The sequence below is a fragment of the Clostridioides sp. ZZV14-6153 genome (assembly GCF_020657855.1).
Taxonomy (GTDB): Bacteria; Bacillota; Clostridia; order Peptostreptococcales; family Peptostreptococcaceae; genus Clostridioides.
The window spans coordinates 103673-117815 of record NZ_JAGWCZ010000013.1 but is presented as its reverse complement, the minus strand read 5'-3'; the positions used below and the strand labels follow the sequence as shown (position 1 = coordinate 117815).

Sequence of the window (14143 nt, the reverse complement as noted above, 5' to 3'; positions counted from 1 at the left end):
ACACAGAAGTTAAGCTCTCTAGCGCTGATGGTACTTGGTGGGAAACTGCCTGGGAGAGTAGGACGTAGCCACGTAATTTTTTTTATTTTTTGTTAAAAAAAACAAAAAAATTATGTATTTCTTTTTTCATTTTGGGAAAACTAAACACAGGAATTATGGATTAACATAAAAATTTAATTCTTAAGGAGTGATATAAATGAAAAAAGTTGCTTTAGTTTTAGCTATAATCGGTGCACTTAACTGGGGAGCAATTGGTATCCTAGGAACAGATTTAATAGGTAGCATTTTCGGTGGAACATATGAAATGATAAGTAGAATAATATACTTTGTTGTGGGTCTAGCTGGATTGTATTTAATACCAAGTTTAATGTCTGATGACAGGGAATAATTTAATTTTTACTTTTTTATATTAGACACCTCATTCTAAATATTTAGAATGAGGTGTTTTATTTTATAAAAAGATTAATTTGTATCTTTTTTAATGGTAAAATAGATAGGAATCAAAGTTTTCAAATAAGTAGTAATAATAGGGAAAAAGGAGTAATCTATGTTTATAATTAATGAACTAAGTGAGATTGTAAATAAAGAAGTAATATCTTTTCATATGCCTGGACATAAAAAAGGAAAAATATATGAGAAATTAGGATATGTAAATGTATTAGAAAATTTGTATAAAATGGATACGACTGAAATAATAGGGACAGATAATCTACATTCCCCAGAAGGAATTATAAAAGCCTCTCAAGAAAATACTGCAAAGGTATTTAAAAGTGATTATACATATTATTTAGTAAATGGAAGCAGTTGTGGAATACAATCTGCAATAATGTCAGTATGTAATCCTAAGAGTAAAATAATTGTAAATAGAGACTGTCACCAATCTGTTATAAATGGATGTATTTTGGGTGATGTAGATATAAAATATATTCCTTGCGAAATAAGCAAAGATACCAATATTTTAAAAGGTGTGAATGTAATAAATGTAATTGATATAATAGATAAAAACTTAGATGCAAAAGCAATATTGCTTACATATCCTACATACTATGGAATGACATATGATTTAGAATATATCTGTAATTATGCACATAGCAAAAATATGGTAGTAATAGTAGATGAAGCACATGGTGCACATTTAGGACTTAGTGAGAAACTTCCTAAAACAGCTCTTGAGCAAGGTGCAGATGTAGTTATACAAAGTACTCATAAAACACTTCCATCTTTTACTCAATCATCAATGATACATGTAAAGGAAGATAGAGTTGACTTAAATAAAATTTCAAACATGTTAAGAATTACTGAGTCTTCAAGTCCTTCCTATTTATTATTATCTTCACTGGAATTAGCAGTAGATATATATGAAAATAAAGGGAAAAAATTAATGGAAGAGCTTTTAAATAATATCTACATTTTCAAAAATAATGTTAATGAAAATTTTGAAATATATAGTACAAATGATAAAACAAAAATATTTATATCTGCTAAAAATATAGGATTAACAGGATATGAATTAGAAAATATCTTAAGAAAAAAATATAATATACAGGTAGAGTTATCTAATTATTATGGTGTTCTATTAATCTGTACAATAGGAAATAGTACTCAAGATTTCATTAGTTTAGAAACGGCATTAAATGATATTGTAGTAAAAGAATTTAAATCTACAAAACTAGATAATATAAAATATCCTGTTGATATTCCACAGAAAATATTAACACCTAGAGAAGCATTTTATAAAACTAAAAAAAGTGTTAAAATATATGACAGCATAGGTAAAATATGTGGTGAATCTATAGTACCATATCCACCAGGGATAAATATAATATCTCCTGGCGAAATAATAAGTAAAGAAATAATAGATTATTTAAAGTTTTGTAGTTCTAAAGGTATGGTTATAAGTGGACTTAAAGATATAACTTTAAATTTTATAGAAATAATAGATTTAGAACATATATAAAAAGTAGGATTACTATAAAGAATCTATAGAATATTTATATATAAATTCATTTAAGTAATATACTAAAATAGGTAAAATGTTTAGATGGAGGATATTAAAATGAGAGGTAAGTTAATAATTATAGAGAGTGGTTCAGATGCGAGTGGAAAGGCAACTCAAACAAAAAAATTATATGAAAGACTAAAAAAAGAAGGCTATATGATTAAGAAGGTAGAATATCCAAATTATGAGTCTCAATCATCTGCTTTGGTAAAAATGTATTTGAGAGGGGATTTCGGTAAAAATGCTTCAGATGTAGACCCATATATAGCATCAACTTTTTTTACAGCAGATAGATATGCATCATTTAAAACCGATTGGGAGGAATTTTATAATAAAGGTGGAATAATTATCGCTGATAGATATACAACCTCTAATATGGTGCACCAAGCTTCTAAAATGGACATTGGTGATAGAGAGAAATATCTTAACTGGTTGGCTGATTATGAATTTAATTTATTTAAAATACCTCAACCTGATTGTGTTGTATTTTTAGATGTTCCTATTGAGTTTAGTGAAAAACTTATGGAGAATAGAAAAAACAAAATTACAGGAGAAAAAGAGAAAGATATTCATGAAAGTGATATAGAGTATTTAGAGAAATCTTATAATAATGCTCTATATATAGCTGATAAGTATGATTGGAAGAAAATAAATTGTGTTTCAGATAATAAATTAAGAAGTATTGAAAGTATACATAATGAAGTTTATGAAATAGTTCTTGATTCAATAAAATCTATGGAGAGATAAATATGTATTTTGAAAATATTATAGGACAAGATTTTGCAAAAAAGTATTTAATAAATTCTATAAATAAAAATAAACTTAATAATGCGTATATGTTTGAAGGAATAGATGGAATAGGAAAAAAGAAATTTGCTGATGAGCTATCAAAATTGTTACTTGACTATGTAAATCTAGAAAATAGTCCAGACTATGTACTTATAAATCCAGATGGAAATAGTATAAAAATAGCTCAAATTAGAAACTTACAATCAGATATAGTAGTACGACCTCATAAGGACTATAAAATATATATAATAAATAATGCTGAAAAGATGACTGTAGAAGCTCAAAATGCCCTTTTAAAGACATTAGAGGAGCCTCCAAGTTATGCTATAATAATTTTAGTCACAAATAATAAAGAATCACTATTAGAAACGATAAAATCTAGATGTGACATAATAAAGTTTTCGCCTATACCAATAGCAGATTTAAAAACCTATTTAATAAATAAAGGCATAGAAGAAGAAAGGGCTCAAATATTGGCTACTTTTTCAAGAGGGAGTATTGAAAATGCTTTAGATTTATCTCAGTCGGCTGAGTTTTCAGTAATGAGGGACGATATACAACAATATATCCAAATAATGCTAGATAAAAATATAGTAGAGATTCTAAATATACCAAATAACATGGAGAAATATAGAAATCAGATTATAAGTTTATTGGATATTATGATAAACTATTTTAGAGACATTATCTTATTAAAAGAGAATGTAAATAGAGATATGTTAATAAATATAGATAAACTAGTTTTTATCCAAAATATGAGTGGAAAAATTAGTTATTCTCAATTATCCAAAATTATTGATATAATAGAAGGTACAAAGACTAAAATTAAAAGTAATTGTAATTTCAATATAAGCATACAAGTTATGTCTTTAAATATATACGAGGTGATTAAATGATAAAAATAGTAGGAATTAGGTTTAAAAGTGCGGGGAAAATATATTATTTTGACCCTGTTGATTTTAATATAGAGCAAGATATGGATGTAGTTGTAGAAACTGCAAGAGGTTTAGAGTATGGTAAAGTAGTGGTTGGGCCAAAAGAAATGGACGAGAGCGAATTAGTTTCTCCTTTAAAGCCAATTATAAGAATAGCTACAGAAGAAGATAAGAAAATATATTTAGAAAATAAGGAAAAAGCAAAAGAGACTTTTGAATTATGCCAACAAAAGATAAAAGAACATGAGTTAACAATGTTTTTAATAGATTGCGAATATACATTTGATAGAAATAAATTGATTTTTTACTTTACAGCAGAAGGTAGAATAGATTTTAGAGAATTAGTAAAAGATTTAGCGGCTATATTTAAGACTAGAATAGAACTTAGACAAATCGGTGTTAGAGATGAGGCAAAGTCTATAGGAGGTCTAGGACCTTGTGGTAGAAAGCTTTGCTGTTCTTCTTGGTTAGGTGATTTTCAACCAGTTTCAATAAAAATGGCAAAAGACCAAAGCTTATCTTTAAATCCAACAAAGATATCTGGTATATGTGGAAGACTATTCTGTTGCTTAAAATATGAACATGATGTATATAGTGAAGCAATAGAAAAAATGCCTGTTGTAGGTGCATTAGTGCAATCAGATGATGGAAAAGGAAAAGTTGTAGAGGTGAATCCTCTGTTAGAACAAATCAAAGTGGAGTTCCAAGATAAAACAGTAAAAATATATACGAGAGAAGATATAAAAATACTTAAAGAGCCTAAAAAATGTGAGGGCTGTGGAGGTAAATGCAAGGGTAATGATGGATTAGATGAAGCTACACTAAAGGAGTTAAAGAAATTAGAAGATTAAATTTAAGGTAGGACTTCTCCTACCTTTTTTAAAGCAATTAATGCTTAGAGCTACTAATATTTGAGGAGAGTTATATATGGATATACAATTAAAAGATTCAGAGAGAATCGACGATTTACAATTAAAAGGTCTTAAAATTATACAAGATACTAATGGGTTTTGTTTTGGTATAGACGCTGTTTTATTAGCTAATTTTGCAAAAGTAAAAAAAGATGCTAAAGTTGTTGATTTAGGCACTGGTACAGGAATTATACCAGTTCTAATTGCAGGCAAAAGTGAAGCTAAAAAAATTATTGGTGTAGAAATACAAGATGATGTATATGAAATGGCAACTCGTTCTATAAAATTAAACAATTTGGAAGAAAGAGTTGAGATTATAAATGGAGATATAAAGTCAATAGACAAGGTTTTGGAAGTTAATGGCTATCATGTAGTTACATCAAATCCTCCATATATGCATATTGATGGTATAAAAAATCCAAATGATAAAAAAGCAATATCAAGACATGAAGTAAAGTGTAATCTAGAGGATGTAATAAAGACTGCATCCAGATTAGTTATGCCTAGAGGTAAATTTTTCATGATACATAGACCAACAAGATTGGTTGATATAATAACTTTAGGGAGAAAATACAGATTAGAACCAAAAGTTATTCAGTTTGTTCATCCAAGACCTAAAAAAGCGCCTAATTTAGTTTTGGTTCAATTTGTAAAAGATGGCAGACCAGAGCTTAAGATATTAGACCCACTATATGTCTATGGAGAAGATGGTAATTATACAGAAGAATTAAAATCAATATATAATAATGAAGATATAGGAGAGTTATAGATGAGTGGAAAATTGTACATATGTCCAACACCAATAGGAAATCTAGAGGATATAACGTATAGGACTTTAAGAATATTAAAAGAAGTAGATTTAATTGCAGCAGAAGATACAAGACACAGTATAAAGCTTTTAAATCATTTTGAAATCTCAAAACCTTTGACTAGTTATCATGAGCACAATAAAGATTCAAAAGGCGATTATTTAATCAATAAATTAATTGATGGAGAAAACATAGCTTTGATAAGTGATGCAGGTATGCCTGGTATATCTGACCCAGGAGAAGAAATAATAAGACAGGCTATACAAAATAATATAGGAATAGAAGTGTTACCAGGAGCAACAGCATTTGTAACAGCTTTGGTTGGTTCTGGTATGGATACACATAAATTTGTTTTTGAAGGTTTTTTGGATAGGGATAAAAAAGTTAGAAGAGAGCAACTAGAAGAAATAAAAGAGGAGAGCAGAACTATAATTTTTTATGAATCACCACATAGATTGAAGGATACACTAAAAGATATGCTTAAAGTTCTTGGAAATAGAAAAATTTCTGTAAATAGAGAGCTCACAAAAAAATATCAAGAGATAATAAGAGAAGATATAGAAACTGTCATAAAAATATTTGAGGAAAAGGAAGTAAGAGGAGAGTTTGTATTAATAGTAGAAGGTTTTTATGGTGAAAAATCAGAAAAAAGAGATTATGATGGTCTTACAGATAGAGAATATGTTTTAAAGTTAATTGAAAGTGGTATGAACAAAAAAGATGCAATAAAAATAGTTTGTAAAGATAGAAAATTAAAAAAGGATGTTGTTTATAAACAAGTTCTGGATTTATAAAACCTGAATCTGAGGTGATTTTATGGAAATAGGAAAAATTATAATAGAGAGTTTAAAAAGGAAAGATACACATAAAACGTTTATAGAGTTGGATAAAAAGAATGAACTAGAAAAAGTAATCCCTAAAGTAAAAGCAATGAAATCTGTAGGAGAATGTAAATATCATGTTGTTAACTGCTTTGAACATTCTATAAATGCATTAAAAGAATTAGAAGTAGTGCTAAATGACAAAGAATTTTTTCCAAATCATTTGAGAGAGCATGTGTCAAATTATTTGAATTTATATATTGAGGATGAAATAAATAAGTCACAAGTACTAAAGTTAGGAATATTTTTACATGATATAGGAAAGCCAGATAGTTTAACTTTAGATGAAACAGGTAGAGTTCATTTTACAAATCATGAAAAAATAGGTGCACAAATAGTAAATAATATGGGTACAAATTTAGAATTATCAACACAGACATATAAACTTATAAGTAAATATGTAAGATATCATATGATACTTTTATCTTTATATAAGAAAAATGATTTGAGTAAAAAAGAGTTAGCTAATGTATTTAATTTAGTAGACGAAGACACTATAGGTATAATATTACTTGGATATGCAGATATAGTATCTACTATAAAACTATTAGACAAGAACGAAGAAGTAGGAGTATTAAAGACCTATATGGAATATATTCTAACAAATTACTTATATAAGAGTAATTATACAAATGCATAAAGTTATTTAATATAATTTAAGGTTTAGACAGTTAATTTAAATTTAAAATATACAAACTTCAAAAACCTAAAAGAAGTTGTCTTTAATAAAAGACAACTTTTTTTACATCAAAACTTAAAATTTTATTAGAAATATCTAGTGGTGTATTAGCGAATAAGCCATTGATGTTCAATTTATCTTACAATATTGATTTTGCTTGTATCGGTGTTGATAATATAACAGAGGTCTTGGTAGAACCTATTTTCTTTATAGTATCAATCACGTTTTCTAATTCATACATATCTTTTACAATAACTTTTAAAAGTAAGCAATCATCACCTGTTATGTGGTGACATTCTACAATTCTAGGGTCATTTCCAGCAGACTCAATGAATTCTGTATATCCATTACTTGGAAGAGATATGTGAATAAACGCTTTTATAACTCTACCTAATGAATCTGGATTAACAATTGCTTTATATCCTTCTATAACACCAGATTCTTCTAATCTCTTGACTCTTTCTGAAACTGCAGGAGAAGTTAAACCAACTATTTTTCCTAAGTCCTTCATAGAAATTCTCCCATCATCCTGTAAAATTTCTATGATTCTGTAATCTGTAACATCCATAAATAAACAGTCCCCCTTAAATAAAAATAATTAATGCCTATAAAACTTTTTTAGAATCTATCATTTTTGTTTTTAAATACCAAAGATCTCTAGATAAATCAACCTTGTAAATGTGTGGATTCGAAAGTCTTTTGTATTGTTCCCAGATAGTACTTAATTCATATTGTACATGATTTCTTATTTCAAGAACAGCTTTTTTATTATATTTACATACACCTTTCATGTACAATGGCTTAAGAAGTTCTTTAACTTTGTAATTTGTAAAGACCTTTGTTTTCCAAGTATAAGTAGGATGGAAGATTTCTAAAGGTTTAGATTCATCTATAATTTCATCATGTAACATAATTAAATCTGCTTCTGCTTTATTGTCTTCGTTATATATTCTTATAACTTTCTTGTAACCAGGATTATTTATTTTTTCTGGATTCTCAGAAATTTTTATCTTAGGTTCAAGAGTACCTTCTTTACAAGATGCAGCTAATTTGTAAACGCCTCCAAGAGAAGGTGAATCGAAAGAAGTAATAAGCTTTGTACCTACTCCCCATGAATTTATAGTAGCTCCTTCTGCCTTAAGTGATGCTATAGTATATTCATCAAGGTCATTAGATGCAGTTATACTAATATCTGAAAAACCAGCACTATCTAGTTGTTTCTTTGCTTCTTTAGATAGATAAGCTAAGTCTCCAGAATCTAGTCTTATACCCATAGGTTTGTATCCTTTTTCAGAAATATTTTTGAAGACTTTTATTGCATTAGGTACACCACTATTTAATACATCATAAGTATCCACAAGTAGTAGGCATTTATCTGGATAAACATCAGCATATGCTTGGAATGCTTCAAGCTCAGTATCAAATTTTTGTACCCAACTATGAGCGTGAGTACCAATTATAGGAACATCAAACATCTTTCCAGCTAATACGTTTGCAGTTCCAGAACAGCCACCAATTACAGCAGCTCTAGCACCGTATATGCCCGCATCTGGACCTTGTGCACGACGTAATCCAAATTCAAGTACAGTGTCTCCTTGAGCTGCAAAGCAAACTCTAGATGCTTTCGTAGCAATAAGAGATTGAAAATTAACTATTGTCAACAATGCTGTTTCAATAAGTTGAGCTTGATACAGGGGTGCTTTAACAGTAATCAATGGCTCATTAGGAAACATTATAGTCCCTTCTTCAACAGCATAAATATCTCCTGTAAACTTAAACTCTTTCAAAAACTTTAAAAACTTATCAGAAAATAAATTTAAGCTTTTTAAGTACTCCAAATCTTCATCTGAAAAATGAAGGTTATCTATGTATTCAACAACCTGATCAATACCACAAACTATAGTATACCCTCCATCACAAGCGTTTTTTCTAAAAAACATATCGAATACAACAATGTCTTCGTGAATATTTTTTTCAAAATAGCCATTTAACATAGTAAGCTGATATAAATCAGTAAGAAGTGTTAGATTTCTCATTATTTCTCTCCTTAATTATTATTAAATATTAAAAATTATAAAAACTCCCACACTTATACTAAAACATAATATAGTACAACTTTCAAGTATAAAGTATTACCTAACTATCATAAAATTATTTAAAGAGGAGGTTGATTATAATAGGAAAAATATGGTTTTACATGGTATCAATAGGAATAATAGGAAGTTTGATTTCTAAAAATATGGGAGAATTAAATAAAGTTATATTGAGTGAAACATCAAAAGGTATAGAATTTGCAATAAGTCTAGCTGGCATTATGGCACTCTGGATGGGTATAATGAATATTGCAAAAGAGTCGGGCTTGATTGAAAAAATAGGTCAGAAATTAAATCCTATAATGAGAAGATTGTTTCCTTCTATTCCAAAAGGTCACAAAGCAATGTCTTATATAGTTATGAATATTGCCTTGAACATGTTGGGTGCTGGGAATGGTGCAACAGCATTTGGTTTAAAAGCAATGAGTGAGCTTCAGACCCTAAACAACAAAAAAGATACAGCTACTAATGATATGATTATGTTTATGGTAATAAACATATCATCTATACAGATAATTCCATTTACTATAATTAAATTAAGAATGGATATGGGAGCTCAAAACCCAAGTGAAATAATTTTTACAACTTTATTTGCAACCATAATATCTACAGCAATAGCAATAATAACATGTAAACTTTTTCAAAGAAGATATAGATAAAGGGGATGTAGATGTATGGAAGTATTTTCAAACTTACTTATACCAGTAATAATTTTGTACATAGTAGTTTATGGTAAATATAAAAAAATAGATGTATATGATAGTTTTGTAAAAGGAGCAATTGATGGTTTAAAGGCTGCATGGGATATTTTACCTTATATAATAGGTATATTTTTAGCAATAGGAATATTTAAAACTGGCAAAGGTCTTGATATGTTAGAATGGCTATTTACACCAATAGCAAATATGATGAGTATACCAAAAGAATTAATAGGTTTAATAAGTGTAAAACCTTTATCTGGAAGTGGTGCTTTGGGAATGTATAGCGAACTTGCAAATAGAGTTGGAATAGGCAGTTTAGTAGAAAAAATGGGAGCTACAATTGTAGGTTCTTCTGAGACTATTTTTTATACAATGGCAATCTATTATGGGAGTTTAAAGATAAAAAATACTAGACATACATTATCATGCGCTATGATTAGTCATGTTGCAGGAGTTATAGCAGCAGTTTTTATTTGCTATGTAATATTTGTATAATTTGTTGACAATGTGGGAAAAATTTTATAATATAGTGATTATATAGAAATAAATTGTAATATGAATTATAAGCTATGAAAAGAAGAGTAGATAAGGATTTTTTCTATCAGAGAGCTAGGTTAGGTGAAAGCTAGTGTAAAAAGATTTATTGAAGATGGTCTTGGAGCTTTTTATCTGAGCATATATGCTAGGGTAAAACGGTTGGGCACGTTATAGTCTGTTAAGATATCTATAAAGTTAATTTCTACATTTCATGTGAAACATAATCGTTATAGATGAATTAGGGTGGTACCGTGAATAATCTCGCCCCTATGATAAATCATAGGAGGCGATTTTTTATTATTTTAAATGAAATATTTATATGACTACGAACGATAAAAAATTAGGAGGTAAATAATATGAGCAAACCGAGTTTTTATGTAACAACACCAATATACTATCCAAGTGGAGGATTACACATAGGTCATACTTACTCAACAGTAGCTGCAGATACAATAGCTAGATTTAAACGTTTCTGTGGATATGATGTAAAGTTTTTGACAGGAACAGATGAACATGGTGAAAAGATACAAAAGAAAGCGATAGAACAAGGAATGTCAGAAATAGAATACCTTGACGGAATGATAAAAGATATAAAGGCATTATGGAATACTATGGATATATCTTATGACGATTTTATAAGAACAACAGAAAAAAGACATACAGATATAATACAAAAAATATTTACTAAATTATATGAACAAGGTGATATATACAAAGGGGAATATGAAGGTAGATACTGTACTCCTTGTGAGAGTTTTTGGACAGAATCACAGTTATTAGAAGGAAACAAATGTCCTGATTGTGGAAGAGAAACATACTTAGTAAAAGAAGAATCTTATTTCTTTAGACTATCTAAATATGAAGATAGATTAAAAGAGTTATTTAAAGACGATAGTTTCTGTTTCCCAGCTGCTAGAAAAAATGAAATGGTGGCAAATTTCTTAGATAAAGGGCTAGAAGATTTAAGTGTAACAAGAACAACTTTTGACTGGGGAATAAAAGTTCCTTTTGATGAAAAGCATGTAATTTATGTATGGGTGGATGCTCTATGTAACTATATAACAGCATTAGGATATATGACAGATAATGATGAAGAATTTAAAAAATATTGGCCTGCAAATGTTCAAATAGTAGGTAAAGAAATAGTGAGATTCCATACAATAATATGGCCAGCACTTTTAATGGCTTTAGGTTTAGAAGTTCCAAAACAAGTATTTGGTCATGGATGGATATTGTTTGCTGATGATAAAATGAGTAAATCAAAAGGTAATGTTGTTTATCCAGAGCCTATAATAGAAAGATATGGAATAGATACTCTTAAATACTTCTTATTAAGAGAGTTTGCATTTGGTCAAGATGGAAGTTATACTCATAGAAATTTTGTAACAAGAATAAATTATGACTTAGCAAATGATTTAGGAAACTTAGTAAGTAGAACTGTAGCAATGGTTGAAAAATACAACGGTGGTATAATACCAACAGTAAAAACTTCAACTGATTTTGATGCTGATTTAAAAGAGCAAGCTGTATCAACTAGAGAAAATTTTGAGGCTGAAATGGATAAAATGCAATTCCATGAAGCATTAGAGAGTGTATGGAAACTAGTTAGAAGAACTAATAAATATATAGATGAGACTATGCCTTGGGTTCTTGCTAAAGATGAAACTAAAAAAGATGAATTAGATACAGTTTTATATAATTTATGTGAATCTATAAGAATAATTGCAACACTAATAAATCCTATAATGAATGAAACTGCTAATAAAATATATGCACATATAGGAATAAAAGGTCAAGATGATATAACTACATGGGAAAGCACAAAGACATTTGGTCTTATTGGAGAAAATGTAAAAGTGTTTAAAGGTGAATCTTTATTCCCAAGATTAGATGTAGAAAAAGAAATAGAAGAATTAACTAAAATGTTTTCTGGGAAACCTCCAGTAGAAGAAAAAACTTTAGAGCATAAAGAAGAAATTACTATTGATGATTTGGATAAAATAGAGCTTAGAGTAGGAAAAATAATAAGCTGTGAAAAGCATCCAAAAGCAAATAAATTATTAGTATCACAAGTTAAAATTGGACCAGAAACAAGACAAATAGTATCTGGAATAGCTGAATACTATAAACCAGAAGATTTAGTTGGTAAAGAGGTTACAGTGGTATGTAACTTAAAACCAGTTAAGTTAAGAGGTGTAGAATCTCAAGGTATGATATTAGCAGCAGGAGATGATGGTGACCCTTATGTTCTACCATTTACACAAGGTGCTAAGGATGGATGCGAGGTTCGCTAATAGGCAATTAAATAGTAAGGAGATAAAAAATGTTATTTGACTCACATGCACATTTAAATGATGAAAGTTTTGATGAAGATAGAGATGAACTTATTAGTTCATTAAAAGAAAAAGGTGTAGAGTTGGTTGTAAATCCAGGAGCAGATATAGAAACGTCTATAACAGCAATTGAACTATCAAAAAAATATGACTTTATATATTCAGCAGTTGGAGTACATCCACATGATGTATCAAAACTAGATGATACAGCAATAGACACTCTAAGAAGACTTGCAACTGAAAATGAAAAGGTTGTGGCTATAGGAGAGATTGGGTTAGATTATTATTATGATTATTCTCCAAGAGAAGAGCAAAAAGAGTGGTTTAAGAAACAAATTGAGCTAGCTAATGAGTTAAAGCTTCCAATAATAATACATGATAGAGATGCACATGGGGATACTTTTGAGATAATAAAAAACACTAAGAGTCCTGAAATAGGTTGTGTGCTTCATTGTTATAGTGGTAATGTGGAATTAGCTAGAGAGTATGTTAAAATGGGATGTTATATATCAATTCCAGGAACAGTTACTTTTAAAAACAATAAAAAAACTAGAGAAGTTGTAAGAGAGATACCTCTAGAAAGACTGTTTATAGAAACGGATTCACCATATATGTCACCAGAACCACATAGAGGAAAGAGAAATAATCCTTCTCAAGTAGCTTTTGTTGCAGATAAGATATCTCAAGAAAAAGGAATATCTTATGAGGAAGTGTGTAAAGTTACTAAAGAGAATGCGAAGAAGTTTTTTAATATAAAATAGGTAAATTAAAAATAAAATTTACAATTATTACAATTATATAAAAATAATAGTTATAAATATAGAGAAAGTATACCATTCAATTTGAGTGGTATGCTTTTTTTATTTGTAATATTATAATTTTTTAGTAGTCTTACAATATATTTCTTAACATTGTTAAAAAAGAATTTACAAGATATTCATTAGAATTAACTCAAACGTAATATCTATTTAACTTAGATTGTATATTATATTCTTAGAAATAAGTAAATAGAGGAAAGATTAAGGAGGCAAAATCTTGCATACAGTTGATAGTACTAAGATATTGATAAATATGAACTATGAGAAATTGGAGCAAATATATTTAATGATAAAAAATACATCAAGCATTTCTATAATTAAAGGCCCTAGCTTAGCTACAGTGATGGTAAGAGCTAACGAAAGTGTAAAAAATACTACATTTAATTTAGGAGAAATATTAGTTACAGAGTGTAGTGTTAAGGTAGATGAAAGCTTAGGTTATGGTATAGTTGCAGAAAATAATGAAAAAAAAGCTATTTGTCTGGCAACTATAGATGCAGTTTTACATAGCAATAATAATAAATTTGATGAATTAAAGAATTACATAAATAAAAGTATCTATGAAGAAAGCTTAAGATATGAGCAAGAACTTATTAATGAATTTAGTTTAATTAATAAAACAAAAGTCCAATTCAATACTATGGATTAAGTAGGAGGA

General features: G+C 28.6%; 15 protein-coding genes and 1 other annotated feature. Of the genes, 13 read left to right on the top strand and 2 right to left on the bottom strand.

Annotated elements, in window-relative coordinates:
• The first annotated feature begins 196 nt into the window (after nt 1-196).
• From KGF46_RS15385 to KGF46_RS15350, 8 genes are all read left to right on the top strand, one after another.
• Entirely contained in the window at nt 197-388 is a 192-nt protein-coding gene (locus tag KGF46_RS15385; protein ID WP_227436395.1) for a DUF378 domain-containing protein, read from the top strand.
• A gap of 159 nt (nt 389-547) precedes the next feature.
• Nucleotides 548-1957: an aminotransferase class I/II-fold pyridoxal phosphate-dependent enzyme gene (locus tag KGF46_RS15380; RefSeq protein WP_227829141.1), complete on the top strand. Its 1410-nt coding sequence runs from the start codon at nt 548-550 to the stop codon at nt 1955-1957.
• A gap of 99 nt (nt 1958-2056) precedes the next feature.
• The gene (locus KGF46_RS15375; RefSeq protein ID WP_227829140.1) at nt 2057-2746 is read left to right on the top strand and encodes a dTMP kinase; all 690 of its coding nucleotides are present in this window, start codon (nt 2057-2059) and stop codon (nt 2744-2746) included.
• A gap of 2 nt (nt 2747-2748) precedes the next feature.
• The gene (locus KGF46_RS15370; RefSeq protein ID WP_227436388.1) at nt 2749-3684 is read left to right on the top strand and encodes an ATP-binding protein; all 936 of its coding nucleotides are present in this window, start codon (nt 2749-2751) and stop codon (nt 3682-3684) included.
• A complete protein-coding gene (locus KGF46_RS15365) occupies nt 3681-4574 on the top strand; it encodes a stage 0 sporulation family protein (RefSeq protein WP_227436386.1) in 894 nt (297 codons plus the stop codon). The genes KGF46_RS15370 and KGF46_RS15365 overlap by 4 nt, the downstream gene beginning before the upstream one ends.
• A 76-nt stretch (nt 4575-4650) precedes the next feature.
• Nucleotides 4651-5403: a tRNA1(Val) (adenine(37)-N6)-methyltransferase gene (locus tag KGF46_RS15360; protein ID WP_227829139.1), complete on the top strand. Its 753-nt coding sequence runs from the start codon at nt 4651-4653 to the stop codon at nt 5401-5403.
• A complete protein-coding gene (gene rsmI / locus KGF46_RS15355) occupies nt 5404-6237 on the top strand; it encodes a 16S rRNA (cytidine(1402)-2'-O)-methyltransferase (RefSeq protein ID WP_227829138.1) in 834 nt (277 codons plus the stop codon).
• Nucleotides 6238-6259: 22 nt separating this feature from the next.
• Nucleotides 6260-6964: an HDIG domain-containing metalloprotein gene (locus KGF46_RS15350; RefSeq protein WP_227829137.1), complete on the top strand. Its 705-nt coding sequence runs from the start codon at nt 6260-6262 to the stop codon at nt 6962-6964.
• Nucleotides 6965-7142: 178 nt separating this feature from the next.
• Here the strand turns inward: KGF46_RS15350 and KGF46_RS15345 are convergent, their stop codons facing one another.
• Entirely contained in the window at nt 7143-7571 is a 429-nt protein-coding gene (locus KGF46_RS15345; RefSeq protein ID WP_227829136.1) for an Lrp/AsnC family transcriptional regulator, read from the bottom strand.
• Between the two features lie 37 nt (nt 7572-7608).
• Entirely contained in the window at nt 7609-9039 is a 1431-nt protein-coding gene (locus tag KGF46_RS15340; RefSeq protein WP_227829135.1) for a nicotinate phosphoribosyltransferase, read from the bottom strand.
• A gap of 131 nt (nt 9040-9170) precedes the next feature.
• On the opposite strand from KGF46_RS15340, the gene KGF46_RS15335 reads away from it, so the two are divergent.
• From KGF46_RS15335 to phnG, 5 genes are all read left to right on the top strand, one after another.
• Nucleotides 9171-9755 (top strand): nucleoside recognition domain-containing protein, encoded by a 585-nt coding sequence (locus KGF46_RS15335; RefSeq protein WP_227829134.1) that lies wholly within the window; start codon nt 9171-9173, stop codon nt 9753-9755.
• Between the two features lie 15 nt (nt 9756-9770).
• A complete protein-coding gene (locus tag KGF46_RS15330; protein WP_227829133.1) occupies nt 9771-10292 on the top strand; it encodes a nucleoside recognition domain-containing protein in 522 nt (173 codons plus the stop codon).
• 65 nt (nt 10293-10357) lie between these two features.
• Nucleotides 10358-10606 (top strand) — a binding site (T-box leader).
• Nucleotides 10607-10690: 84 nt separating this feature from the next.
• Nucleotides 10691-12628: a methionine--tRNA ligase gene (gene metG, locus KGF46_RS15325; RefSeq protein ID WP_227829132.1), complete on the top strand. Its 1938-nt coding sequence runs from the start codon at nt 10691-10693 to the stop codon at nt 12626-12628.
• A 29-nt stretch (nt 12629-12657) separates the two neighbouring features.
• Complete coding sequence (locus tag KGF46_RS15320; protein WP_227829131.1) at nt 12658-13428, top strand: TatD family hydrolase; 771 nt, start codon at nt 12658-12660, stop codon at nt 13426-13428.
• A gap of 274 nt (nt 13429-13702) precedes the next feature.
• Complete coding sequence (gene phnG / locus KGF46_RS15315; protein WP_227829130.1) at nt 13703-14134, top strand: phosphonate C-P lyase system protein PhnG; 432 nt, start codon at nt 13703-13705, stop codon at nt 14132-14134.
• The last annotated feature ends 9 nt before the right edge of the window (nt 14135-14143 follow it).